The organism is Cellulomonas cellasea (assembly GCF_030372105.1).
GTDB lineage: Bacteria > Actinomycetota > Actinomycetes > Actinomycetales > Cellulomonadaceae > Cellulomonas_A > Cellulomonas_A cellasea_A.
Genome location: NZ_JAUDBQ010000003.1, coordinates 206,628 through 231,723 on the forward strand (window position 1 = coordinate 206,628; position 25,096 = coordinate 231,723).

Annotated in this window: 21 protein-coding genes; 5 read left to right on the top strand and 16 right to left on the bottom strand. The window is 71.5% G+C overall.

Annotated elements, in window-relative coordinates; all coding sequences use genetic code 11:
* Window positions 1-13: 13 nt before the first annotated feature.
* From tpiA to uvrC, 7 genes are all read right to left on the bottom strand, one after another.
* A complete protein-coding gene (tpiA, locus tag QUV83_RS04730) occupies window positions 14-808 on the bottom strand; it encodes a triose-phosphate isomerase (protein WP_289563016.1) in 795 nt (264 codons plus the stop codon).
* Window positions 809-811: 3 nt separating this feature from the next.
* Window positions 812-2,011 (bottom strand): phosphoglycerate kinase, encoded by a 1,200-nt coding sequence (locus QUV83_RS04735; RefSeq protein ID WP_289563017.1) that lies wholly within the window; start codon window positions 2,009-2,011, stop codon window positions 812-814.
* A gap of 128 nt (window positions 2,012-2,139) precedes the next feature.
* Window positions 2,140-3,147, bottom strand: coding sequence for a type I glyceraldehyde-3-phosphate dehydrogenase (gene gap, locus QUV83_RS04740; RefSeq protein ID WP_289563018.1), 1,008 nt, complete (start codon window positions 3,145-3,147; stop codon window positions 2,140-2,142).
* 196 nt (window positions 3,148-3,343) lie between these two features.
* Window positions 3,344-4,324 carry a DNA-binding protein WhiA gene (whiA, locus tag QUV83_RS04745; RefSeq protein WP_289563019.1) on the bottom strand — a complete coding sequence of 327 codons (981 nt, stop codon included), beginning with the start codon at window positions 4,322-4,324 and terminating at the stop codon, window positions 3,344-3,346.
* 19 nt (window positions 4,325-4,343) lie between these two features.
* The gene (locus QUV83_RS04750; RefSeq protein ID WP_289563020.1) at window positions 4,344-5,324 is read right to left on the bottom strand and encodes a gluconeogenesis factor YvcK family protein; all 981 of its coding nucleotides are present in this window, start codon (window positions 5,322-5,324) and stop codon (window positions 4,344-4,346) included.
* The gene (gene rapZ, locus QUV83_RS04755; protein ID WP_289563021.1) at window positions 5,321-6,265 is read right to left on the bottom strand and encodes an RNase adapter RapZ; all 945 of its coding nucleotides are present in this window, start codon (window positions 6,263-6,265) and stop codon (window positions 5,321-5,323) included. Before rapZ ends, QUV83_RS04750 begins: the two co-directional genes overlap by 4 nt.
* A gap of 22 nt (window positions 6,266-6,287) precedes the next feature.
* Window positions 6,288-8,285: an excinuclease ABC subunit UvrC gene (gene uvrC, locus QUV83_RS04760; RefSeq protein WP_289563022.1), complete on the bottom strand. Its 1,998-nt coding sequence runs from the start codon at window positions 8,283-8,285 to the stop codon at window positions 6,288-6,290.
* A 72-nt stretch (window positions 8,286-8,357) separates the two neighbouring features.
* On the opposite strand from uvrC, the gene QUV83_RS04765 reads away from it, so the two are divergent.
* On the top strand, window positions 8,358-8,885 hold the full coding sequence (locus QUV83_RS04765) for an OsmC family protein (RefSeq protein ID WP_289563023.1): 528 nt from the start codon (window positions 8,358-8,360) through the stop codon (window positions 8,883-8,885).
* Between the two features lie 24 nt (window positions 8,886-8,909).
* Here the strand turns inward: QUV83_RS04765 and uvrA are convergent, their stop codons facing one another.
* On the bottom strand, window positions 8,910-11,771 hold the full coding sequence (uvrA, locus tag QUV83_RS04770; RefSeq protein WP_289563024.1) for an excinuclease ABC subunit UvrA: 2,862 nt from the start codon (window positions 11,769-11,771) through the stop codon (window positions 8,910-8,912).
* 103 nt (window positions 11,772-11,874) lie between these two features.
* On the opposite strand from uvrA, the gene QUV83_RS04775 reads away from it, so the two are divergent.
* The 3 genes from QUV83_RS04775 (at window position 11,875) to QUV83_RS04785 (ending at window position 15,307) form a co-directional block, all read left to right on the top strand.
* A complete protein-coding gene (locus tag QUV83_RS04775) occupies window positions 11,875-13,731 on the top strand; it encodes a glycoside hydrolase family 15 protein (RefSeq protein WP_289563025.1) in 1,857 nt (618 codons plus the stop codon).
* A 2-nt stretch (window positions 13,732-13,733) separates the two neighbouring features.
* Window positions 13,734-14,438: an MBL fold metallo-hydrolase gene (locus QUV83_RS04780; RefSeq protein ID WP_289563026.1), complete on the top strand. Its 705-nt coding sequence runs from the start codon at window positions 13,734-13,736 to the stop codon at window positions 14,436-14,438.
* A gap of 95 nt (window positions 14,439-14,533) precedes the next feature.
* The gene (locus tag QUV83_RS04785; RefSeq protein WP_289563027.1) at window positions 14,534-15,307 is read left to right on the top strand and encodes a hypothetical protein; all 774 of its coding nucleotides are present in this window, start codon (window positions 14,534-14,536) and stop codon (window positions 15,305-15,307) included.
* Here the strand turns inward: QUV83_RS04785 and QUV83_RS04790 are convergent.
* Genes QUV83_RS04790 through QUV83_RS04800 form a run of 3 tightly spaced genes read right to left on the bottom strand, consistent with a single transcriptional unit; the run spans window position 15,291 to window position 18,109 of the window.
* Window positions 15,291-16,058, bottom strand: coding sequence for a GNAT family N-acetyltransferase (locus QUV83_RS04790; protein ID WP_289563028.1), 768 nt, complete (start codon window positions 16,056-16,058; stop codon window positions 15,291-15,293). The two genes, QUV83_RS04785 and QUV83_RS04790, sit on opposite strands and share 17 nt — an antisense overlap.
* A gap of 45 nt (window positions 16,059-16,103) precedes the next feature.
* The gene (locus tag QUV83_RS04795; protein WP_289563029.1) at window positions 16,104-17,261 is read right to left on the bottom strand and encodes an acyl-CoA dehydrogenase family protein; all 1,158 of its coding nucleotides are present in this window, start codon (window positions 17,259-17,261) and stop codon (window positions 16,104-16,106) included.
* 5 nt (window positions 17,262-17,266) lie between these two features.
* Complete coding sequence (locus tag QUV83_RS04800; RefSeq protein ID WP_289563030.1) at window positions 17,267-18,109, bottom strand: aldo/keto reductase; 843 nt, start codon at window positions 18,107-18,109, stop codon at window positions 17,267-17,269.
* Between the two features lie 90 nt (window positions 18,110-18,199).
* On the opposite strand from QUV83_RS04800, the gene QUV83_RS04805 reads away from it, so the two are divergent.
* Window positions 18,200-18,490, top strand: a complete 291-nt coding sequence (locus tag QUV83_RS04805) for a YciI family protein (RefSeq protein ID WP_289563031.1) — start codon at window positions 18,200-18,202, stop codon at window positions 18,488-18,490.
* A gap of 89 nt (window positions 18,491-18,579) precedes the next feature.
* On the opposite strand, the gene QUV83_RS04810 is transcribed toward QUV83_RS04805, so the two are convergent.
* The 5 genes from QUV83_RS04810 to rpsA form a co-directional block, all read right to left on the bottom strand.
* Window positions 18,580-19,317: a peptidase E gene (locus QUV83_RS04810; protein WP_289563032.1), complete on the bottom strand. Its 738-nt coding sequence runs from the start codon at window positions 19,315-19,317 to the stop codon at window positions 18,580-18,582.
* Window positions 19,318-19,367: 50 nt separating this feature from the next.
* On the bottom strand, window positions 19,368-20,381 hold the full coding sequence (locus QUV83_RS04815) for a TerC family protein (RefSeq protein ID WP_289563033.1): 1,014 nt from the start codon (window positions 20,379-20,381) through the stop codon (window positions 19,368-19,370).
* Window positions 20,382-20,573: 192 nt separating this feature from the next.
* Entirely contained in the window at window positions 20,574-22,667 is a 2,094-nt protein-coding gene (gene uvrB / locus QUV83_RS04820; protein ID WP_289563034.1) for an excinuclease ABC subunit UvrB, read from the bottom strand.
* 54 nt (window positions 22,668-22,721) lie between these two features.
* Complete coding sequence (gene coaE, locus QUV83_RS04825; protein WP_289563035.1) at window positions 22,722-23,351, bottom strand: dephospho-CoA kinase; 630 nt, start codon at window positions 23,349-23,351, stop codon at window positions 22,722-22,724.
* A gap of 139 nt (window positions 23,352-23,490) precedes the next feature.
* Entirely contained in the window at window positions 23,491-24,972 is a 1,482-nt protein-coding gene (gene rpsA / locus QUV83_RS04830; protein WP_289563036.1) for a 30S ribosomal protein S1, read from the bottom strand.
* Window positions 24,973-25,096: the final 124 nt, after the last annotated feature.

The following is a 25,096-nucleotide window of genomic DNA, read 5'->3' on the forward strand; positions in this document are numbered from 1 at the left end:
GTGCGCTAGCGGGTCAGAGACCGACCTCGTGCGCCTGGAAGCGCGCGATCTTCGCGAACTCCTCGGCGTCCAGGCTCGCGCCGCCGACGAGCGCGCCGTCAACGTCGGGCTTGGCCATGATCGAGGCCACGTTGCCGGACTTCACCGAGCCGCCGTACAGCACGCGCACGGCGTCGGCGACCTCCTGGCCGTACAGCTCGGCCAGCTTGCCGCGGATCGCGCCGCAGACCTCCTGCGCGTCCTCAGGCGTGGCGACCTCGCCGGTGCCGATGGCCCAGACGGGCTCGTACGCGATGACGACCTTCGCGGCCTGCTCGGCGGTGATGCCCGCCAGCGAGCCCTCGAGCTGGGTCAGCGTGTAGGGCACCTGCTCGCCGGCCTTGCGGATGTCCAGGCCCTCGCCGACGCACACGATCGGGACGATGCCCGCGCCGAAGGCCGCGACGGCCTTGGCCGCGACAATCGCGTCCGTCTCGTGGTGGTACTCGCGGCGCTCCGAGTGGCCGACCGTCACGTACGTGACGCCCAGCTTCGAGAGCTGCGCCGCCGAGACCTCGCCGGTGTACGCGCCGCTGGCGTGCTGCGAGATGTCCTGCGCGCCGTAGCCGAGCTCGAGCTTGTCAGCGTCCACGAGCGTCTGCACGGAGCGGATCGACGTGAACGACGGCAGCACGACGACCTCGGTCGTGGCGTAGTCGAACTTGCCGTCCTTGAGCGTCCAGGCCAGCTTCTGCACCAGGTGGATGGCCTCGTTGTGGTCGAGGTTCATCTTCCAGTTGCCCGCGATGAGCGGGATGCGGGTTGCCATGGCTCAGCCCTCCAGAACTGCGATGCCGGGGAGGGACTTGCCCTCGAGGAACTCCAGGCTGGCGCCGCCACCCGTGGAGATGTGGCCGAAGCCGGCCTCGTCGAAGCCGAGGACGCGCACGGCCGCAGCCGAGTCGCCGCCGCCGACGATGGTGAACGCGCCGTTCTGCGCGGCCTCGACGAGCGCCTGCGCGACGGCGCGGGTGCCCTTCGAGAACGCCTCGAACTCGAACACGCCCGCCGGGCCGTTCCACACGACGGTCTTCGCGTCGAGGATCTTCGAGCGGAACAGGTCACGCGAGTCGGGGCCGATGTCCAGCCCGATCTTGCCGTCGGGGATCGAGTCGGCGGCGACGTCCTGGTGCGGGGAGTCCGCGGCGAACGCGTCGGCCACCACGATGTCCGTGGGCAGCACGATCTCGACGCCGCGCTCCTCGGCCTTCGCCAGGTAGCCCTTGACGGTCTCGATCTGGTCGGCCTCGAGCAGCGAGGCGCCCACCGAGTAGCCCTTGGCGGCGAGGAACGTGAACACCATGCCGCCGCCGATGAGGATGCGGTCGGCCTTGGTGATGAGATTGTCGATGACCCCGAGCTTGTCGGAGACCTTCGAGCCGCCGAGCACGACGGCGTAGGGGCGCTCCGGGTTCTCGGTCGCCTTCTTCAGGGACTCGACCTCCTTGAGGACGAGCAGGCCCACAGCGCTGGGCAGCTTCTTCGCGACGTCGTACACCGACGCCTGCTTGCGGTGCACCACGCCGAAACCGTCCGAGACGAACGCGTCGGCCAGCGCCGCGAGGTCCTCGGCGAGCGACTCGCGCTCGGCGTCGACCTTGGAGGTCTCACGCGCGTCGAAGCGGATGTTCTCGAGCAGGGCGATCTGGCCGTCCTGCAGCGCCGCGACAGTCGCCTTGGCGGAGTCGCCGACGGTGTCCTCGGCGAGGGCGACGGGCTTGCCGAGCAGCTCGCTCAGGCGGGCCGCGACGGGCGCCAGGGAGTACTTCGCGTCCGGGGCGCCCTTGGGGCGGCCCAGGTGGGCGGCGACGACGACGCGCGCGCCCTTGTCGAGCAGCGTCGTCAGCGTCGGCAGCGCCGCGCGGATGCGCCCGTCATCGGTGATGGTCGTGCCGTCGAGCGGCACGTTGAAGTCGGAGCGGACCAGCACGGTCTTGCCCCGCAGGTCCCCGAGGTCCTCGATGGTCTTCATGGCGTTCTCATTCCTCACAGGGGTCGCGCGGGGCGACCCGCCACACATGACAGCGTCCGCGTGCGCGCCCGGACCCGAAGGCCGCGGCGCGCACGCGGACGCATGGTCGTGCTACGTCAGGTCGACGATCAGAGACGCTCGCCGACGTAGACCGTGAGGTCCACGAGACGGTTCGAGTAGCCCCACTCGTTGTCGTACCAGGCGACAACCTTGACCTGGTCGCCGATCACCTTGGTGAGCTTCGAGTCGAAGATGCTCGAGGCCGGGTCGGTGACGATGTCCGAGGACACGATCTCGTCCTCGGTGTAGACCAGGACGCCCTTGAGCGCGTCGGTCTCCGCGGCGGCCTTGACCGCGGCGTTGACCTCAGCGGCGGTGACCTCGCGGCCAGCCGTGAACGTCAGGTCCGTGGCGGAGCCGGTCGGGACCGGGACGCGCAGCGCGTAGCCGTCGAGCTTGCCCTTGAGCTGCGGGAGCACGAGGGCCACAGCCTTCGCGGCGCCCGTCGAGGTCGGGACGATGTTGACCGCAGCGGCACGCGCGCGACGCAGGTCGCGGTGCGGGCCGTCCTGCAGGTTCTGGTCGCCCGTGTAGGCGTGGATCGTGGTCATGAGACCACGCTCGATGCCGAAGGCCTCGTCGAGCACCTTCGCGAGCGGCGCCAGGCAGTTCGTCGTGCAGGACGCGTTCGAGATGATGTGCTGCGTGGCAGCGTCGTAGTCCTGCTCGTTGACGCCGATGACGAACGTGCCGTCCTCGTTCTTGGCCGGAGCCGAGATGATGACCTTCTTGGCGCCGGCGTCGATGTGCGCCTTCGCCTTGGTCGCGTCAGTGAAGAAGCCGGTCGACTCGATGACGATGTCGACGCCCAGCTCGGCCCACGGCAGCAGCGCGGGGTCGCGCTCCTCGAGGGCGCGGATGGCCTTGCCGTCCACGATGATCGACGACTCGTCGTAGGTGACCTCGGCGGGGAGGCGGCCCAGGACGGAGTCGTACTTCAGCAGGTGCGCCAGGGTCTTGTTGTCCGTGAGGTCGTTGACAGCGACAACGTCGATGTCCGCCCCGGACGCCAGGATGGCCCGGTAGAAGTTACGTCCGATGCGGCCGAAGCCGTTGATACCGACGCGGATGGTCACTTGCCCTCCTCGGCAGCGCCGACGGAGGTCGGCGCACACATTTACGGTGATTGACTGACACGCACGCCGATGTGCGCACCGGTGTCCTGCGAGGAAGAGTCGTGCTCCCCCTTGGCCCTCCCCCGGCCACCGGCTATCCCCGAGCCTATACCCGTGACAGGCATCACGCCGGGACCTTGGTCTGCGTGAGACGTGCTCAGAGGTCCAACAGCTCCGGGCTCAGGCCTGCCTCGGTGTCGGGTATGCCGAGCTCTGAGGCGCGCTTGTCCGCCGTCGCGAGCAGCCGCCGTATGCGGCCGGCGACGGCGTCCTTGGTGAGCACCGGGTCGGCCAGCTTGCCCAGCTCCTCGAGCGAGGCCTCCTTGTGCGCCAGGCGTAGCTCGCCAGCCTCACGCAGGTGCTCGGGCAGGTCGGCGCCGAGGATCTCGAAGGCCCGCTCGACCCGCGCGCCGGCCGCCACCGCCGCCCGGGCCGATCGCCGCAAGTTCGCGTCGTCGAAGTTCGCGAGCCGGTTCGCGGTGCCGCGCACCTCGCGCCGCACCCTCCGCTCCTCCCACACCAGCATCGTGTCGTGGGCGCCGAGCCGGGCCAGCATCGCGCTGATCGCGTCGCCGTCGCGGATCACCACGCGGTCCACACCGCGCACCTCGCGGGCCTTGGCCGCGATGCCGAGCCGCCGGGCCGCGCCCACCAGGGCCAGCGCGGCCTCCGGTCCCGGGCACGTCACCTCGAGCGCGGAGGAGCGCCCGGGCTCGGTGAGCGAGCCATGCGCCAGGAACGCCCCGCGCCATGCGGCCTCCGCCTCGCCGACGCCCGCCGAGACGACCTGCGGGGGCAGACCCCGCACCGGCCGGCCGCGGTTGTCGAGCAGGCCCGTCTGGCGGGCCAGCGACTCCCCGTCCTTGACCACCCGCACCACGTAGCGGCTCCCTCGCCGCAAACCACCGCCCGAGACCACGATCACGTCGCTCCCGTGCCCGTAGACCTCCGCGATCGCCAGCCGCAGCCGCCTCGCCGCGATGCCCGTGTCCAGCTCCGCCTCGATGACGATCCGCCCCGAGATGATGTGCAGCCCCCCCGCGAACCGCAGCATCGCCGAGACCTCTGCCTTGCGGCAGGACGTCTTGTCGACCTGGAGCCGTGCGAGCTCATCTTTCACCTGTGCCGTCAGCGCCATGCCGTCATCCTGCCATTTCCTACGCGTCCGCAGTACGCGTCCCCACGTCGCCGAGAAACCCGTCGACCACGTCGCGCAGCGCCGCAGCCAGGCGCAACGGGTCGTGACGGGCTGATCCGTCGCTGCTGCCGACCTGCCGGAGCAGCAGCCGGGCGCCGATCGCACGGGTCCGCTCGACGAGCACCGACACGTCCTCCACGGCCCCGGGATCGGCCACCACGGCGTCCACGCGGAGGTCTGGCGCATGCCGGCGGAGCACGTCGATGTAGTCCTCCGCGCGCATCCCGTCCGTCTCGCCGGCGTCCGGCTCGAGGTTGAGGACGACGACCCGGCGAGCCGAGGTGCGGTGCAGGGCGGCGGCGAGCTCCGGCACCAGCAGGTGCGGCAGCACCGACGTGAACCACGATCCCGGCCCCAGCACCACCCAGTCCGCGGACTCGACGGCCGCGACAGCCTCGGGGCACGCCGGCGGCGCCTCGGGCACCAGGCGGACCTGCGTGATGCGCTCGCCCACGACGGCCACAGCGCTCTGCCCGCGGACCACGCACGTCACACCGTCGCCCTTGTCGACGTCCGCCTCGATCTCCAGCGGGACCGCCGCCATGGGCAGCACCCGCCCCCGGGCGCCGAGCAGCTTGGCCACCCAGTCGAGCCCCTCGACGGTGTCCCCGAGGAGCTCCCAGAGCGCCACGATCAGCAGGTTCCCGACCGCGTGACGGTCCAGGTCGCCCGACGACGAGAACCGGTGCTGCAGCACGTCCCGCCACGTCCTGCCCCACTCGGAGTCGTCGCAGAGCGCCGCCAACGCCATCCGCAGGTCGCCTGGCGGCAGCACGCCCAGCTCGTCGCGCAGCCGTCCCGACGAGCCCCCGTCGTCCGCGACGGTCACGACCGCTGTGAGCTGGTCCGACATGAGCCGCAACGCCGAGAGCGTCGCGGACAGGCCATGCCCCCCGCCGAGGGCGACGAACGCGGGGCCCCCGCTGGCGAGCGCGCTCATTCCTTGCCGAGGTCCCGGGCCGAGACGGTCACCCGCACACCGCGCTCACGCAGCCGCGCGGCCATCACCTCGCTGATCGCCACGGACCGGTGCTTGCCGCCGGTGCACCCGACGGCGATCGTCAGGTAGCGCTTCTCCTCCTGCACGTACCCGGCGAGCGCCGGCTCCAGGGCGTCCACGTAGCGCTCGACGAACGTCAGGGCGCCGGGCAGGCCCAGCACGTAGTCGCGGACCGGGGCGTCTCGCCCCGACAGGTGGCGCAGCTCGGTGATCCAGTACGGGTTGGCCAGGAACCGGACGTCCACGACGAGGTCGGCGTCCAACGGCAGGCCGTACTTGAAGCCGAAGGAGACCACGTTGACGCGCAGGCCGTCCGAGCTGCCGCCCGCCACCGCGGCCCGAACCTCCCGGGCCAGGTCGTGGACGTTGAGGTCGGACGTGTCGATGAGCATGTCCGCCCGCTCGCGGGTGCTGCGCAGCATCGCGCGCTCCGCCCCGATGCCGTCCAGGATCCGGCCGTCGCCCTGCAGCGGGTGCGGGCGCCGCACCTGCTCGTACCGGCGGACGAGCACCTCGTCGGAGGCGTCGAGGAACAGCACGCGGTACTGGATGCCCGCCTCGCCGAGCCCCGACAGCACCTGCTCCAGGTCCGCGAAGAACTCGCGGCCCCGCACGTCCACGACCGCGGCGAGCCGCTGGCGCAGGCCGCCGCCGGCGCCGTGGGTCATCAGCCCGACGAGGTGCGTGAGCATCTGCGCGGGCAGGTTGTCCACGACGTACCAGTCGAGGTCTTCGAGCACGGCGGCGGCGCGCGTGCGCCCGGCGCCCGACATGCCCGTGATGATGAGGACTTCGGGGGTCTCCAGGCGAGGGGCCTCGGCTGCTGCCTCGAGAGCGGGGATGCCGGCTGGCACCGTGATGGGGGACGGCTCGTCTGACATGGCCCCAGCATGCCAGGCGGGCTTAGGTGAGCGTCGCTTCCGCGGGCGAGGGCGTGGCGAGCGCCGCGACCACGGCGGCGGCGGTCCGCTCCCCCATGCCCGGCACCGATGCGATCTCCTCCACCGAGGCGGCGCGCAGCCGTTTGAGCGAGCCGAAGTGCTTGAGCAGCGCCGCCGACCGGGCCGGGCCGAGGCCGGGCACCGAGTCGAGGGCGGAGACCGTCATCCCCTTGCTGCGCCGTTTGCGGTGCGCCGTGATCGCGAACCGGTGCGCCTCGTCCCGAACCCGCTGCAGCAGGTAGAGGCCCTCCGAGCTGCGCTGCAGGATCACCGGGTACTCCTCCCCGGGCAGCCACACCTCCTCGAGACGCTTCGCGAGCCCGCACAGCGCCACGTCGTCGATGCCCAGCTCCGCCAGCGCCGCAGCGGCCGCGGCCACCTGGGGCGGCCCGCCGTCGACGACCACGAGGTTCGGCGGGTACGCGAACCGCACCGGCTTGCCCGTCGTCTCGTCGATGGGCCCGGAGCGCGGCGCGTCGTCCTCGTCGGCGCCCATCTCCAGGTCCCCCGACGCTGTGCGCTCGGCCAGGTAGCGGCGGAACCGGCGGGTGATGACCTCGTGCATCGCCTCGGTGTCGTCCCGGGCGCCCTGGCCCTCCGCGCCCCGCACCGAGAAGTGCCGGTACTCGCTCTTGCGCGCCAGGCCGTCCTCGAACACGACCATCGACGCCGACTGGAACGTGCCCTGGTTATGCGACACGTCGTAGCACTCGATGCGCAGCGGGGCGGTGGGCAGCTCGAGCGCCTCCTGGATCTCGCGCAGGGCCTGGCTGCGGGTCGTGAGGTCGCCGGCCCGGCGCGTGCGGTGCAGCGCCAGCGCGTGCTCGGCGTTGCGGCGCACCGTCTCGGCGAGGTCCTTCTTGTCACCGCGCTGCGGCACCCGGACCTCGACCCTGCTGCCGCGCAGCCCGGTGAGCCAGGCCTGCACCTGCTCGACGTCGGGCGGCAGCACCGGCACCAGCACCTCGCGGGGCACCGCGCGGGTGTCGCCGCGCCGCTCGCCCTCGAGGCGGGCCGCCTCGTCCTCACCGCCGTACACCTGCTGCAACAGGTGCTCGACCAGGTCGGCGTCGGTGGCGTCCTCGACCTTCTCCACGACCCAGCCGCGCTGGCCCCGGATGCGCCCGTCGCGCACGTGGAAGACCTGGACGGCGGCCTCCAGCTCGTCGCCGACGAGCGCGAAGATGTCGGCGTCGGTGCCGTCGGGCAGCACCACGGCGTTGCGCTCCGTCGCCCGCTCCAGGGCGGCGATGTCGTCGCGCAGGCGGGCGGCCCGCTCGAAGTCCAGGTCGGCGGCGGCCTCCTTCATGCGCGCGGTGAGGCGCCGCGTGAACTTCGCGGTGTCCCCCGCCATGAAGTCGCAGAAGTCCTGGGCGAGCGCCTTGTGGTCCTCCGGGGAGATGCGGCCCACGCACGGCGCCGAGCACTTGTCGATGTAGCCGAGCAGGCAGGGCCGGCCCTGCTGGTGCGCGCGCTTGAACACCCCCGCCGAGCAGGTGCGCACCGGGAAGACGCGCAGCAGCAGGTCGACGGTCTCGCGGATCGCCCAGGCGTGCCCGTACGGGCCGAAGTAGCGGGTGCCAGGACGCTTCGCGCCGCGCATGACCTGCACGCGCGGGAACTCCTCCGACATGGTGACGGCCAGGTACGGGTAGGACTTGTCGTCGCGGTACTTGATGTTGAAGCGCGGGTCGAACTCCTTGATCCAGGAGTACTCCAGCGCCAGCGCCTCGACCTCGGTGCCCACCACCGTCCACTGCACCGACGCCGCGGTGGTGACCATCTGCTGGGTGCGCTGGTGCAGGCCCGCGACGTCCTGGAAATAGCTGTTCAGCCGGGAGCGCAGGCTCTTGGCCTTGCCGACGTAGATGACCCGCCCGTGCTCGTCGCGGAACCGGTAGACGCCCGGGGAGTCGGGGATCTCACCGGGTGAGGGGCGATAGGTCGCGGGATCGGCCATGCGACGAGCGTAGTTCGCGCTCCTGACGCTCAACGCGGCACATGGGCGGCCCACCGCCGATAGCGTGGCGCGATGGGACCGCTGCACACCTATTCAGCCGATGTCGTCTGGACGGGCGCCGGGGACACCGGCACCACGAGCTACACGTCGTACAGCCGCGACCACGACGTGCGCATCGGCTCCAAGCCGCCGCTGCCGGGGTCGGCCGATCCCGCGTTCCGGGGCGACCCCACCCGGTACAGCCCCGAGGAGCTGCTCGTGGCGGCGCTCGCCCAGTGCCACATGCTGTGGTTCCTGCACCTGGCCGCGACGGACGGCGTGGTGGTCACGGGCTACACCGACCGGGCGCACGGCACGATGCGGGTGGAGGCCGCGGGGCACGGCCAGTTCACCGAGGTGGTGCTGCGCCCGTCAGTCGCCCTCGCCGCGGGCTCGCACGCCACGCAGGGCGGCGCCGTGGACGACGCCCGGTTGGACGCCCTGCATGTGCGCGCCCACGAGCACTGCTTCATCGCCCGCTCCGTCAACTTCCCGGTGCGTTGCGAGCCATCGACCCCGCGCACGGAGCCCACCCCGGTGGTCGCGGCCCCCACGTCCTGAGCGGCGACCACCGGCGCTGTGCGGCTAAGCGCTGACGGCGACCGGCGCCGGCTCGAGCACCTCGGCAAGGAACCGCCCGGTGTGGCTGTCCTCGCTGGCGGCGACCTGCTCCGGTGTGCCCTCCGCGATGACCATGCCACCGCCTGAGCCGCCCTCGGGCCCCATGTCGATGACCCAGTCGGCGTTCTTGATCACGTCGAGGTTGTGCTCGATGACGATCACGCTGTTGCCCTTGTCGACGAGCGACTGCAGCACCTGGAGCAGCTTGCGGATGTCCTCGAAGTGCAGGCCCGTGGTCGGCTCGTCGAGCACGTAGATGGTCCGGCCCGTCGAGCGGCGGGCCAGCTCGGTCGCGAGCTTGACCCGCTGGGCCTCGCCGCCGGAGAGCGTCGGAGCCGGCTGCCCGAGCCGCACGTACCCGAGGCCGACGTCCACGAGCGTGTTCAGGTGGCGGGAGATCGCGGCGAACGGCGCGAAGAACTCGGCCGCCTCCTCGATCGGCATGTCGAGCACGTCGGCGACGTTCTTGCCCTTGTACCGGACCTCGAGGGTCTCCCGGTTGTAGCGCGCGCCATGGCAGACCTCGCACGGCACGTACACGTCGGGCAGGAAGTTCATCTCGATCTTCAGCGTCCCGTCGCCCGCGCACGCCTCACAGCGCCCGCCCTTGACGTTGAACGAGAACCGGCCCGGCGTGTAGCCCCGGACCTTCGCCTCGGTCGTCTCGGCGAAGAGCTTGCGGATGCGGTCCCAGACGCCGGTGTACGTGGCCGGGTTCGACCGGGGGGTGCGTCCGATCGGCCCCTGGTCCACGTGCACGACCTTGTCGAGGTGCTCCATCCCGGTCACGCGCTTGTGCCGCCCGGCGACCTGGCGGGCGCCGTTGAGCTCGTTGGCGAGCACCGTGTACAGGATCGTGTTCACGAGCGTGGACTTGCCCGAGCCTGAGACGCCGGTGACGGCGGTGAGCGTGCCCAGCGGGAAGGAGACGTCGATGCCCCGCAGGTTGTGCTCCCGCGCGCCGACCACCGTCACCTGCCGGGCCGGGTCGATGGGGCGGCGCTCGGCGGGCATCGGGATCGAGCGCCGGCCGGAGAGGTACGCGCCCGTGATCGACTCGGGTGAGGCCAGCAGCCCGGCGAAGTCGCCCGAGTGCACGACGTGCCCGCCGTGCTCCCCGGCGCCGGGGCCGATGTCGACGATCCAGTCCGCGGCGCGGATCGTGTCCTCGTCGTGCTCGACGACGATGAGGGTGTTGCCCAGGTCGCGGAGCCGGGTCAGCGTCTCGATGAGGCGGCGGTTGTCGCGCTGGTGCAGGCCGATGCTCGGCTCGTCCAGGACGTACAGCACGCCGACCAGCCCGGAGCCGATCTGCGTCGCCAGGCGGATGCGCTGCGCCTCACCGCCGGAGAGCGTCGCGGCGGGGCGGGACAGCGACAGGTAGTCGAGCCCGACGTCGAGCAGGAAGCCGAGCCGCGCCTGGATCTCCTTGAGCACCTCGACCGCGATGGCGCGCTCGCGCTCGCCGAGCCGCAGGTCGTTGAGGAAGTCCCGCGCCTCCCGGATCGGCAGGTCGCAGACCTCGGCGATCGAGCGCCCGCCGACGCGCACCGCGAGCACCTCGGGCTTGAGCCGGGCGCCCTGGCAGACCGGGCACGGGACCTCGCGCATGTACGCCTCGTAGCGCTCCTTGCTCCAGTCCGACTCGGTCTCCTTGTGCCGGCGCTCGATGAACGTCACGGCGCCCTCGAAGCCGGTCGAGTACTGCCGCTCACGACCCCAGCGGTTCTTGTACCTGACCTGCACCTCATGGTTCTCGCCGTACAGCACGGCGTTGCGGGCGCGCTCGGGCAGCGCCCGCCACGGGACGTCCATCGAGAAGCCCAGGTCGCTCGCGAGCGCCGACAGCACCCGCGTGAAGTACTCGCTGGACGTCTGCGCCCACGGCGCGACGGCGCCCTCGGCGAGCGACAGGTCCTCATCGGGGACCACCAGGTCGGTGTCCACCTCGAGCCGCGAGCCGATGCCGGTGCACTCCGGGCAGGCGCCATACGGGGCGTTGAAGGAGAACGTGCGGGGCTCGATCTCCTCGAGCGCGAGCTGGTGGTCGTTGGGGCAGGCCCGGTGCTCGGAGAACCGGCGCTCGCGCTCCGGGTCGTCCTTGTCCGCGTCGACCATCTCGACCACGAGGAGCCCGCCGGCGAGGCCGAGCGCCGTCTCCACCGAGTCGGTCAGCCGGCGCTGGACGCCCTCACGCGCCACCAGCCGGTCGACGACGACCTCGATGTCGTGCTTGAGCTTCTTCTCCAGGGTCGGCGGGTCGGTGAGCTGCACCACCTCGCCGTCCACGCGGGCGCGGGCGAAGCCCTTGGACTGCAGCTCCTTGAACAGGTCGGCGTACTCGCCCTTGCGCCCACGGACCACCGGCGCGAGCACCTGGTAGCGCGTGCCCTCGGGCAGCTCGAGCAGGCGGTCGACGATCTGCTGCGGCGTCTGGGCCGTGACCTGCTCGCCGCACACCGGGCAGAACTGGGTGCCCGAGCGCGCGAACAGCAGGCGCAGGTAGTCGTAGACCTCGGTGATGGTGCCGACGGTGGAGCGCGGGTTGCGGTTCGTCGACTTCTGGTCGATCGAGACGGCCGGGGACAGCCCTTCGATGAAGTCCACGTCGGGCTTGTCCATCTGCCCGAGGAACTGCCGCGCGTACGCCGACAGCGACTCGACGTACCGCCGCTGCCCCTCCGCGAAGATGGTGTCGAAGGCGAGGGAGGACTTGCCGGACCCGGACAGCCCCGTGAACACGACGAGCGAGTCCCGGGGAAGATCGAGGTCGACGTTGCGCAAGTTGTGCTCGCGCGCTCCTTGCACGATCAGTCGATCATTCACCCGGACATGGTAAGGCGATCCGCTGACATCGCACAGGTGTTCGAACTGTGTCGCAGATCTCACCCATCTCCCGGCCGGCCATCCCCCGGACGATGATGGAGCCATGGCCCGACTGCGGACGACGCCGATCGGCGAGTACGCCGTGCTCGGGGACGGCCGCACGGCGGCCCTCGTCTCCCGGGACGGCTCCGTCGACTGGCTCTGCTTCCCGTTCTTCGACTCCCCCGCCTGCTTCGCCGCGCTGCTCGGCGGCCCGTCGCAGGGCAGGTGGCTGCTCACCGTGCCCGACGCCACCGACGTGCGGCGGGCCTACCTCGGCGAGTCGTTCGTGCTGCAGACCACGTACACCTCCCCCACCGGCGTCGCGCTGGTCACCGAGGCGATGCCGCTCGGCGACGGCCGCGCCGACCTCGTGCGCCGCATCGAGTGCCTGTCGGGGACTGTCGCCGTCCGGCATGAGTGGGTCGTGCGGTTCGGCTACGGGACGATCGTGCCGTGGGTGCACCACGTCGAGGACCGCGAGGGCCACGACACCATTCGCGCGATCGCCGGCCCCGACTCGCTGATGCTGCGCGGCACGCGCCTGCCGCACGGCGCCGGGCGGGCGCACGTCGACGCGTTCGACCTCGCCGAGGGCGAGGTCGTGGAACTCGCCGCGACCTGGACCAACTCCTGGCGGCGTGCGCCGCGCCGTTTGTCGGTCACCGATCGGCTGGCCGAGACCCGGCAGCGCTGGGTGCGGTGGGCGGGGCTGTGCCAGCACCAGGGCCCGCACCGGGACGCCGTGGTGCGCTCGCTGCTCGTGCTGCGGATGCTCACCGACGAGGAGACCGGCGGCATCGTCGCGGCGCCCACCACGTCGCTGCCGGAGTCCTTCGGCGGGGAGCGGAATTGGGACTACCGGTACTGCTGGCTGCGCGACGCCGCGATGACCCTCGACGCCCTGCTCGGCTACGGGTACCGCGCGGAGGCCACGGCGTGGCGGGACTGGCTGCTGCGCGCGGTGGCGGGAGACCCGGCCGACCTGCAGATCATGTACGGCTCGGACGGGCGGCGGGACCTGCCCGAGACCACGCTGGACCACCTGGCCGGCTATGCGGCCTCCCGGCCGGTGCGGGTCGGCAACGCCGCCGTCGGCCAGGTCCAGAACGACGTGCTCGGCGGGGTGATGGTCGCGCTCGAGTCGGCGCGGGAGGCCGGCCTGCGCGAGACGACCGACTCCTGGTCGATGCAGCAGCACCTCGTCGCCGAGCTCATCGGGCACTGGCGGGAGCCGGACCACGGCATCTGGGAGGTGCGCGGGCAGCCGCAGCACTTCACGCACTCGAAGGTGATGGCATGGGCCGCGCTCGACCGCGCTGTCCGTGCCGTCGAGCAGCATCGGCTGCCCGGCCCGCTGGAGCGGTGGCGGGCGGAGCGCGCCGCGATCCGCCTGGACGTGCTGACGCACGGCTTCGACGCCCGACGAGGCACGTTCACCCAGCACTACGGCTCGGCGCACACCGACGCCGCGCTGCTGCAGATGCTGCAGGTGGGCTTCCTGCCACCGGACGACCCCCGGATGCGGGGCACCGTCGCCGCGATCCGCGAGGAGTTGGAGGTCGCCCCTGGCCTCGTCCTTCGGTACCGCGCCGACGCGACGGACGACGGCATGCGCGGCGACGAGCACCCATTCCTCGCGTGCTCGTTCTGGCTCGTGGACGCCCTGGCGCGCGGCGACGAGGTCGACGAGGCCGGCGAGCTGCTGGACCGCCTCATCGGCCTGGGCAACGATGTGGGACTCTTCGCGGAGCAGTACGACCCGGTGGGCGGGCGGATGGTCGGCAACTTCCCCCAGGCGCTCTCGCACCTCGCTTTGGTGCAGGCCGTCCACAGCCACGACCGGGCCCTCGCCCGCCGAGCCGCGCGTCGGCCGTCACCCGCGGCCCCACGCGCCGACAGACCCCTGCTGGAGGAATGACCATGGCCTACACCGGAGTGGCCTCCCCCGGCGGCCCGGCCGACGTCCGCGAGCTCGACGCCCTGACGATCCGCAAGGCCTCGGTGGGGCCGATGGACAACAACGCCTACCTGCTCACCTGCCGCCGCACCGGCGCCCAGCTCCTCGTGGACGCGGCGGCGGACGCCGACCGCCTGCTCGAGCTCATCCGAGAGGGCTCACCCCAGGCGCGGCTCGACGCCGTGGTGACCACGCATCGGCACCGCGACCACATCGGGGCGCTCACCTCGATCCTCGCGGTCACCGGCGCCCGCGCCCTTGCCGGCGCCGACGACGCGCAGGCGATCGGCGAGGCGGCGGACGTCCACGTGGAGGGCCGCGTGCACCACGGCGCCACGGTCCCGCTAGGCGATCTCGCCCTCGAGGTCATCGCGCTGCGCGGCCACACCCCGGGGTCGATCGCCCTCGCCTACCGCGAGCCCCGCGACGCGCGGGCGCCGGAGGCCGTCCCGGGGCGCACCCACCTGTTCACCGGCGACTCGCTGTTCCCCGGAGGGCCGGGGCGCACCTCGGGCGGCGACGACTTCGACAGCCTGATGGACGACCTCCAGCGGCGCGTGTTCGACACCCTGCCCGACGACACCTGGGTCTACCCGGGGCACGGACGCGACACGACGCTCGGCGCCGAGCGCCCCCACCTCGAGGAGTGGCGCGCCCGCCGCTGGTGACCTGACCGCACCCGACCGCCCAGGCGGGCGGCGCGTCACGCTGGCATCGTGGGCGTGTCGTCATCGGCATGCGGCCGCACGGGAAAGGGCGAGCCATGGGCGCCACGCCGCCGGATCCGCCACCACCCGGGCCTTCGCCGCCCGAGAACACCTCGGGCGAGCCGGCAGCGGCCACCGCCAACCCGGTTGTGCACGCGGACGGCAAGGCCGCCGTGCCCGCGTGGCGGCGCCGGACCCGGGGCGAGGTCCGCTGGCCGGTGCTGGTCGCGATCGGCGTGGCCATCGCGCTCCAGGTGTCCCTCCCGGAGGACCTGACCCCCCAGCCGCGCTATCTGCTGCCCGGCGTCGAGGCCCTGCTGCTCCTCGTGCTGCTCGTGCTGAACCCCCGCCACATCGTCCGGGCGTCGGGGCCGCTGCGGATCGCGGGCCTCATCCTGATCGCGCTGGTCAGCCTGGGGAACGGCGTCGCCGCGGCGCAACTGGTCTACCTGCTCGTCACCGGCGGCCTCGGGCAGACCGGCGCGGGGCTGCTGTGGGCGGGCGGGTCGGTGTTCCTGACCAACATCCTGGTGTTCGCGCTCTGGTACTGGGAGCTGGACCGAGGCGGCCCCGCCATGCGCGCGCTGGGCGACCGGCAGTTCCCCGACTTCGTCTTCCCGCAGATGGCCACGCCGCACATCGCCGACCCGCACTGGGAGCCGAGGTTCGCGGACTACCTGTACCTGTCGTCCACGAACGCCGCGACCTGGGGCCCCGCGGACACGCTGCCGCTGACGCGTTGGGCCAAGCTGATCATGCTGCTGCAGTCGGCGATCTCGCTGGTGACTGTCGCGTTGGTCGTCGCGCGGGCCGTCAACATCCTGGGGTAGCCGCGTCACCCGACGGCACCCCGTCAGCCGTCGGAGCCCCGTCAGCCGTCGGAGCCCCGTCAGCCGTCGGAGCCCCGTCAGCCGCTAGCGCGTCGACGGCGAGGAATCGGCGCGCGTCGGCGACGCCGTGCAGCTCGACGCGGTCCAGCCTGCCCCCTCGCCGCTCCCAGTCCTCCCGGTCCAGCCGGTAGCGGTTCGACACCGCCGCCCGGCCGTCGCGCGCGAAGGACTCGGTGCCATCTGGCGCATACCCGAGCTTGCGGGTGACCCGGTTGGACGCGGCGTTGTCGGCGAACGCGTCCGTCCTGGCCACACGGGCGCCGAAGCCCTCGAAGGCGAGGTGCAGGATCAGCGCGCGCATCCGGGTGCCCGTCCCCCGGCCCTGGTGCGGCAGCCCCAGCCACGAGCCGGTGGTGACCTCGCGGGTCACAGCGAAGTCCTGGGTGTACAGCCCCTGCACTCCGACGACCTGGCCGTCGAGGACCACGGCGAGCTCGATCGCCCACTTCTCCGGGGTGACGGCAGCCCGCAGGCCCCACTGGTACGCGAGGACCCTGTGGGCCACCTCCTCGGGCGTGCCCCGGCTCCACGGGTTCGAGAACGGCATCGCGTCGGGCTCATGCACACCGCCCGCGGCGACGGCGGCGAGCCGGTGCAGCAGGTCGTCGGAGAGGTACCTCAGCTCGAGGCCGCCCTGCGCCACCCGCAGCCCGGCGAGGGGCCACACCGCCACGTCGGTCGTCGTCGTCATCGCGCCACCCTGCCAGCAGCACTGGCAGGGTGGCGAGCGAAAACCTCAGCGCTCGATGGGCCCCAGCAGCGCGTTCGCGACTGTCGCATGCGCCGACTCGTCATCCGAGGGGTGGAAGATCCCCGCGAGCACGTCCCGGTACAACCGGCCCAGCTCATTCCCGGAGAAGTACGAGCCGCCACCCGACACGCGCAGCGCCTGGTCGACGACGAACCGCGCGTTCTCGGTGGCGCGCACCTTGAGGCCCACGAGCCGCGGGAACCACTGGCTGCCGTGGTCGGCCAGTTCGTCGACGTCCCGGGCGAGGGAGGTGATCTGCGGCAGCATGCCGTCCTGGGCGATCGCCGCGGTGGCGATCTTCCAGCGGATGTCCGGGTCCTGCGCGTACGTGCGGCCGTCATTCTTCATCGACGTGCGCCGATGCGCGGCCGCCACGGCGAGCTCCACCGCCCGCTGCCCGATGCCGGTGTAGACGGCCGCCAGCAGGATCTCGAAGGTGGCGAACAACGCGAAGATGAACGGGTCGGCGCTCGGGCCGGGCGGCAGGGACCGGTACACCCGCTCGGGTCGGGCGTACGCGCCGTCCAGCACCGTGGTGCACGACTGGCTCGCGCGCATCCCCAACGTGTCCCAGTCGTCCCGGACCTCGACGCCGCCGTCCTCACGCGAGACCACGGCGTGCACCAGGCGGGGGTCGTCCGGGTTCGAGTCGTCGCGCCCGAACGTCGCCAGCCGCGTCCACACCGGGGACAGCGACGTGAAGATCTTCGTGCCGTAGTAGCGGTAGCCGCCGTCCGGCTGCGGCTCCGCGCGGGTGCGCGAGCCGAACATCACCAGGTCGTTGCCGCCCTCGGAGTTCCCGAACGCGAACACCTCGCCCCGCCCGGCGTCCTCCAGGACGAACTCGAGGGCGTCGTCGCCGCGCGCCGCGAGGGCTGCGGCGATGCCGGTCACCACGAGGTGCATGTTCACCGCCAGCGCGGTGGCGGGCGCCGCCGCGCCCAGCCGCACCTGCTCCTGGGCGACCTGCTCGAGCGTCAGCCCGAGCCCGCCGAGCCGCTCGGGCACGAACGCCCGGAGGTAGCCGGCCGCGACGAGGTCGCTCAGGTCGTCATGCGGGAACGTGTTCGCCTTGTCGTGCAACGGCGCCCGCTCGGCGATCCGCGCGAGCAGCTCCTCGGTCAGCACAGGCGTCGAGGCCATGTCGCTCACGCTCCCATCACGTCGGGGTCGGGGCCGATCCGCGCGCCACGGTCCAGCCCGGCGATCTCGGCGTGGTCCTCCGCAGTCAGCGCGAAGCCGAAGACGTCCAGGTTCGCGGCGATCCGCGCGGGGGTCACCGACTTGGGGATCACGATGTTGCCGATGTCCAGGTGCCAGCGCAGCACGACCTGCGCGGGGCTCACCCCGTGGCGCCCGGCGATGGCCACGAGCACCGGGTCCTCCAGCAGGCCCGTGTCCCGCCCGAGCGGGGACCACGCCTCCGTGGCGATGCCCAACTCGGCGTGGGCCTCGCGCAGCTCCCGCTGCTGCAGGTACGGGTGCAGCTCGACCTGGTTGACCACGGGGACGGCGCCCGACTCGTCGATGACCCGCGCGAGGTGCGCGGGCTGGAAGTTGGAGACGCCCACCGAGCGGACCCGCCCGGCGTCCCGCAACTCGACGAGCGTGCGCCACGACTCGGAGTACAGGTCCTGCCCGGGGATCGGCCAGTGGATGAGGAACAGGTCCGGGATCCCGAGGCCGAGCCGCTCCACCGACGCGTCGAACGCGCGGAGCGTCTTGTCGCGGCCCTGGTCGTCGTTCCACAGCTTGGTGGTGACGTACACGTCCTCGCGCGGGAGGCCGGAGGCGCGCACCGCGCGGCCGACACCCGCCTCGTTCCCGTACAGCTTGGCGGTGTCGATCAGGCGGTACCCGGCGGCGAGGGCGTGGGCGACGGCGGCCTCGGCCGCGTCGTCGTCCACCTTGAAGACGCCGAAGCCGAGTTGGGGGATCGACGTCCCATCGAGGAGCGTCACATTCGGCACAAGGGATGAAGCAGTGGTCATCCCTCATGCTCTCATCCACGCCAGAGCGCCTCGCGACCTGACGGCGCCCGCTGCCACGCTGGCCAGGCGGCGTGGGGCAGGATGTGACGCATGCCGACCTACGCCGTCCAGTACGCCTACGACGACCGCCGCGACCTGCAGGACGAGGTGCGCCCCGCACACCGCGCCTACCTCGGCGGCCTCGCCGACCAGGGGCTCCTCCTCGGCTCCGGCCCGTACACCGAGGGAGAGCCCGGCGCCCTCCTGGTCTTCCAGGCGCAGGACCGCGCGCAGCTCGACGGCCTGCTCGCCGACGACCCGTTCGCCCACGCCGGGGTCATCGCCACCGTGGGCGTGCGGCCGTGGAACGTGGTGCTGGGCCCCTGGGCCGCCCAGGCCTGAGCCTTGACGGGCTCGCGCGCGCGGTCAGCGCGCGGGCGTCACCGGGTGGGGCCAGCAGGGGCCAGCGGGTAGGGGCCAACGAGTGGGGGTCAGCGCGCGCCCGCCAGGACGCGCGGCTCGAGGCGCTCCTCGACGACCGACCCCGCGCCGTCCTGCCGCACCACGTAGGCGCCCGCGCCACGCCGCTCGGTGACCGCCTCGACGAGCTGCGTGCCCCGGTAGACGAGGCCCACGCCGTCGTCCGTGCAGTGCGTGCGCGGCAGCACCCCGTCGGCGACGAGCCGGTGGATCAGCGGGCGCCGCCCCGACTCCGAGTCGTAGTGCACCCCGTTGCCGTAGGGCAGCAGGGCGAGGCCGTCCGTCACGGCGCGCAGGTCGGGGCCGAACGAGTCGGTCGTGCCGCCCAGGTGCCAGCAGATCGAGCCCGCGCTCACGCCCGCGAGCACGACGCCGGCCTCCCACACCCGCCGGAAGATCGCGTCGAGCCCGTGCACCCGCCACACCGCCAGCAGGTTCGCGACGGATCCGCCGCCCACCCACACGGCGTCCTGGGCGAGCAGGAACCCCTCGATGTCCTCGACGTTGGGCATCGGGAACAGGTTGAGGTGCGTCAGCTCGACGCCCGCCACGCGGGCGGCGTCGTCGAGCTCCGCGTTGAACCACCGCTGGTCGCCACCGGCTGTCCCGAGGTGGCACACCCGGGGGCGCCCGGCCGCACCGGAGAGGTCGACGGCGTGGCGCATCAGCGGGCCGAGCTCGAGCCGGGTGCGCTCGCCGGGGACGAGGCCGCCGGAGGTGGCCAAGATTGTGGGGGTTCGCTCAGACATGCGAGCGACCCTACTGGCTCCTGGCCGCCCTCCGGCGGGTCACCCAGAGGTCACTCGCCAGTCTGGGCGGCGAGGCGCTCGTCCTTGCGGGTCTTGGCCAGGCTGGCGATGGTCGCCACGGCGAGCGTGCCGAGGATGACGCTGAGCGAGAGCCAGATCGGGATCTCCGGCGCCCAGGCGACGTGCTCGCCGCCGTTGATGAACGAGAGCTCGTTGGTGTGCAGCGCCTCGAGCACGAGCTTGACGCCGATGAAGCCGAGGATGACCGACAGGCCCTGCGCCAGGTAGACGAGCCGCTCCAGCAGTCCGCCGAGCAGGAAGTAGAGCTGGCGCAGCCCCAGCAGCGCGAAGGCGTTCGTCGTGAAGACGATGAACGGCTCCTTGGTGAGGCCGTAGATGGCCGGGATCGAGTCCAGGGCGAACAGCACGTCGGTGCTGCCGATCGCGACCATGACCAGGAGCATCGGGGTCATGAACCGCTTGCCGTCGATGACGGTGGTCAGGCGGTCGCCGTGGTAGACGTCGGTCGTCGGGACGACCTTCTTCATCATGCGGACCGCGAAGCCGTCCTTGCGCGCGGCAGCGGCCGCCTCGGGGTCCTCGTCCTCGTGCTTCTCGAAGGCGAGCTTGAGGGCCGTGTAGATGAGGAACGCGCCGAAGATGTAGAAGACCCAGGAGTAGCGCTCGATGGCGGCAGCGCCGGCGAGGATGAACACGGTGCGCAGCACCAGGGCGATCACCACGCCGACCAGCAGCACCTTCTGCTGGTACATCCGGGGGACCTTGAACTTCGTCATGATGATGAGGAAGACGAAGAGGTTGTCGACCGAGAGGCTCTTCTCGGTGATGTACCCCGCGAAGTACTCGGTGCCGTGCCCGCCGCCCCAGGCGAGGGCTAGGCCGATGCCGAAGATGATGGCCAGCGCGATGTAGAACACCGACCAGCGCACGGACTCTTTGAACGTGGGCTCATGCGGCGTGCGCACGTGCGAGAAGAAGTCGAAGAGGACCATCGCGATGACGAGCGCGATGGTCGCACCCCAGACCCACAGCGGGACAGACACAGGCGTACCTCCGGTACGGGATCGGGTACCGGAGGTCTCTCCCACCAGCCGATGCGGCCAGCCGGCTCCCCGGGCCGCTGCGGAGCAGGCCGTGATGACGAGGAAGCCGTGTCGGGATACTCCCCTCCACCAAGTGACCCAGCATAAAGCACACCAGGGCGGACGCATCGCGGCCGCCCACCGGCGGTCACCTCAGGCGGTGGCGGCTTGCATCTGCCGCAGTTCCTTCTTGAGCCCGGAGATCTCGTCACGCAGCCGGGCGGCCAATTCGAACTGCAACTCGGCGGCCGCGGCGTGCATCTGGTCGCTGAGCTCCTGGATGAGCTGGGCGAGATCGCCCGCGGCCGCCCCGGCGAGGCTCGCCCGGGAGCCTCCGGCGCCGGTCGGCACGGGCGCCTTCCCGCGCTGCGGGGCCTTGCGGTATCCGCCCTCGAGCAGCTCCTTCGTGTCGACGTCCTCGCGCGCGAGCATGTCGGTGATGTCGCCGATCTTCTTGCGCAGCGGTGTCGGGTCGATCCCGTGCTCGAGGTTGTAGGCGACCTGCTTCTCGCGGCGGCGGTTCGTCTCGTCGATGGCCATCGCCATCGCCGGGGTGATCTTGTCGGCGTACATGTGCACCTCGCCCGAGACGTTGCGGGCGGCGCGCCCGATCGTCTGGATGAGCGAGGTCGCCGAGCGGAGGAAGCCCTCCTTGTCGGCGTCCAGGATCGCCACGAGCGACACCTCGGGCAGGTCGAGCCCCTCACGCAGCAGGTTGATGCCCACGAGCACGTCGAACTCCCCGAGCCGCAGCTCGCGGAGCAGCTCGACGCGGCGCAGCGTGTCGACCTCGGAGTGCAGGTACCGCACCCGCACCCCCTTCTCCAGGAGGTAGTCGGTGAGGTCCTCGGACATCTTCTTGGTCAGCGTGGTGACCAGCACCCGCTCGTTCTTCTCCGCGCGTGAGCGGATCTCCTCGAGCAGGTCGTCGATCTGCCCGGTGGTCGGCTTGAGCACCACCTGCGGGTCCACGAGCCCGGTGGGGCGGATGATCTGCTCCACGGTGCCGTCCGACATGGAGAGCTCGTAGGCGCCGGGCGTCGCCGACAGGTACACCGTCTGCCCGATCCGCTCGACGAACTCCTCCCAGCGCAGCGGCCGGTTGTCCATCGCGCTCGGCAGCCGGAACCCATGGTCGACGAGGTTCCGCTTACGCGACATGTCCCCCTCGTACATCGCGCCGATCTGCGGGACGGTGACGTGCGACTCGTCGATGACGAGCAGGAAGTCGTCCGGGAAGTAGTCCAGCAGGGTGTGCGGCGGGGTGCCCTGCTCACGGCCGTCGATGTGCCGCGAGTAGTTCTCGATGCCGGAGCAGGAGCCGATCTGCCGCATCATCTCGATGTCGTAGGTGGTGCGCATGCGCAGTCGCTGGGCCTCCAGCAGCTTGTTCTGCCGCTCGAACTCCTCCAGTCGCTGCGCGAGCTCGGACTCGATCGAGCCGATGGCCCGCTCCATGCGCTCGGGGCCCGCGACGTAGTGCGTGGCCGGGAACAGGTGGATCGACTCCTCGGCGCGGATGACGTCGCCGGTGAGCGGGTGCAGCGTCTGGATCGACTCGATCTCGTCGCCGAAGAACTCGATCCGGATGGCCAGCTCCTCGTACACCGGGATGATCTCGACGGTGTCGCCCCGGACCCGGAACGTGCCGCGGGTGAACGCCATGTCGTTGCGCGTGTACTGCATCGCCACGAACCGGCGCAGCATCTGGTCCCGGTCGACCTGGTCGCCGACGGCGAGCCGGATCATCCGGTCGACGTACTCCTGCGGGGTGCCCAGGCCGTAGATGCAGGACACCGACGCGACCACCACCACGTCGCGGCGGGTCAGCAGCGAGCTCGTGGCCGAGTGCCGCAGCCGCTCCACCTCGTCGTTGATCGACGAGTCCTTCTCGATGTAGGTGTCCGTCTGCGCGATGTACGCCTCGGGCTGGTAGTAGTCGTAGTACGAGACGAAGTACTCGACGGCGTTGTTCGGCAGCAGCTCGCGGAACTCCGTCGCGAGCTGCGCGGCCAGCGTCTTGTTGGGCGCCATCACCAGCGTGGGCCGCTGCAGCTGCTCGATGAGCCAGGCCGTCGTCGCCGACTTGCCGGTGCCGGTGGCGCCGAGCAGCGTGACGTCCTTCTCCCCCGCCTGGATGCGACGGGTCAACTCCGCGATCGCCGCGGGCTGGTCCCCCGAGGGCGAGTAGTCGGACACGACCTTGAACGGCGCGACGGTTCGCTCGAGATCAGTCACAGGACGCATGCCACCACCGTACGTGCCGCGTCTGACAACCCGCGCACTCGCCCGGCGCCCGCCTCAGGGGGACTCGGCGGCGAGCTCGGCGGCCCGCTCCTCGGCGAGCCTCGCCCACAGCTCGTCCACCTGGGCGCGCAGCGCCTCCACCGTCCCCGTCCCATCGAGGACCACATCGGCCACGGCCAGCCGCGCCTCGTCGTCCACCTGCGCGGCGACCCTGCCCCGCGCCTCCTCCGGGCTGAGCCCGCGCTGCTCGACGAGGCGCTCCACCCGCAGCTCGGCGGGGGCGTGCACCACCACCAGCACGTGGAACGCGTCGGCTTGGCCGGTCTCGACCAGCAAGGGGATGTCATGCACCACCACAGCCCCCGGGTCGGCCGTCGCGGCCGCGGCCTCGCGCTCTGCGGAGAGCCGCCGCACGCAGGGGTGCACGATGTCGTTCAACCGGGTCAGCGCGTCGAGGTCAGCGAAGACGACAGCCCCCAGCGCGGCGCGATCGAGGGCGCCCTCGGCGTCGAGCACCTCGGGGCCGAACGCCTCGACGATGTCGCCGAGCGCGACGGTCCCGGGCGCCACCGCCTCGCGCGCCAGCACGTCATAGTCGATGAGCACGGCGCCCAGCTCCTCGAGCCGCGTCGCGGCCGCCGACTTGCCCGCCGCGATCCCGCCAGTCAGTCCGATGCGTTGCATCGCCCCATCCTGCCCGAGTCACTCCCGGTCGGCGCTGTCTGGCGCCGACCGAACGCGCGCGCACAGCACAGCGGGCCGGCCACCCGAAGGTGACCGGCCCGCTGTGAGGAGCGTGACGTCGGCGCCGAGGCGCCGGGTGTCAGTTGCCCGTGAGCTTCTCGCGCAGAGCGGCGAGCGCCTCGTCAGACGCGAGGGTGCCCGTGGCCTCCTCGGCCGGAGCCGACGAGTAGGACGACGCGGACGACGAGCTGCTGCTGCTCACAACGCCCTCGCCGTTCGCGGCCTCGGCGTCGGCCTTGCTGGCCTCGGCGACCTGCTTGCGGTGGGCCTCCCAGCGCTCGTGGGCCTTGGCGTACTGCGCCTCCCACACCTCGCGCTGAGCCTCGAAGCCCTCGAGCCACTCGTTCGTGGTCGGGTCGAAGCCCTCGGGGTACTTGTAGTTGCCCTGCTCGTCGTACTCGGCCGCCATGCCGTACAGCGCGGGGTCGAAGTCGTCGGAGTTGGGGTCGACGCCCTCGTTCGCCTGCTTGAGCGACAGCGAGATGCGGCGACGCTCGAGGTCGATGTCGATGACCTTGACGAAGACGTCGTCGCCGACCTGGACGACCTGCTCCGGGATCTCGACGTGGCGCACGGCCAGCTCCGAGATGTGGACCAGGCCCTCGATGCCGTCCTCGACGCGCACGAACGCGCCGAACGGGACGAGCTTGGTGACCTTGCCGGGGACGACCTGGCCGATGGCGTGCGTCCGGGCGAAGGCCTGCCACGGGTCCTCCTGCGTCGCCTTCAGCGACAGGGAGACACGCTCGCGGTCGAAGTCGACGTCGAGAACCTCGACGGTGACCTCCTGGCCGACCTCGACGACCTCGGACGGGTGGTCGATGTGCTTCCAGGACAGCTCGGAGACGTGGACGAGCCCGTCGACGCCGCCGAGGTCCACGAACGCGCCGAAGTTGACGATCGAGGAGACGACACCGGGGCGGACCTGGCCCTTCTGCAGGGTCTGCAGGAAGGTCGAGCGCACCTCGGACTGCGTCTGCTCGAGCCAGGCACGGCGCGACAGGACGACGTTGTTGCGGTTCTTGTCGAGCTCGATGATCTTGGCCTCGATCTCCTTGCCCACGTAGGGCTGGAGGTCGCGGACGCGACGCATCTCCACGAGCGATGCGGGCAGGAAGCCGCGCAGGCCGATGTCGAGGATGAGGCCGCCCTTGACGACCTCGATGACGGTGCCGGTGACGACGCCGTCCTCCTCCTTGATCTTCTCGATCGTGCCCCACGCGCGCTCGTACTGCGCACGCTTCTTGGACAGGATCAGACGACCTTCCTTGTCCTCCTTCTGGAGGACCAGGGCCTCGACCTCGTCGCCCACCTGGACGACCTCTCCGGGGTCCACGTCGTGCTTGATGGACAGCTCGCGGGAGGGGATGACGCCCTCGGTCTTGTAACCGATGTCAAGCAGCACCTCGTCACGGTCGACCTTGACGATGGTGCCCGAGACGATGTCACCGTCATTGAAGTACTTGATGGTGGCGTCGATGGCGGCGAGGAAGTCCTCGGCCGTGCCGATGTCGTTGATCGCGACCTGCGGCGTGGCGGGCTTCGCGGTGGAAATGCTCATGTAGTGATGGACTCCGATGCGGACAGGAAGTAGTGCGGGCAAGGATCCCGGCGGATGTGTGGTGTTGTCGGTGCATGTCGTCGAGGCCGGCGAACCGGCGGCACGAAGACGTGCGACACCACTT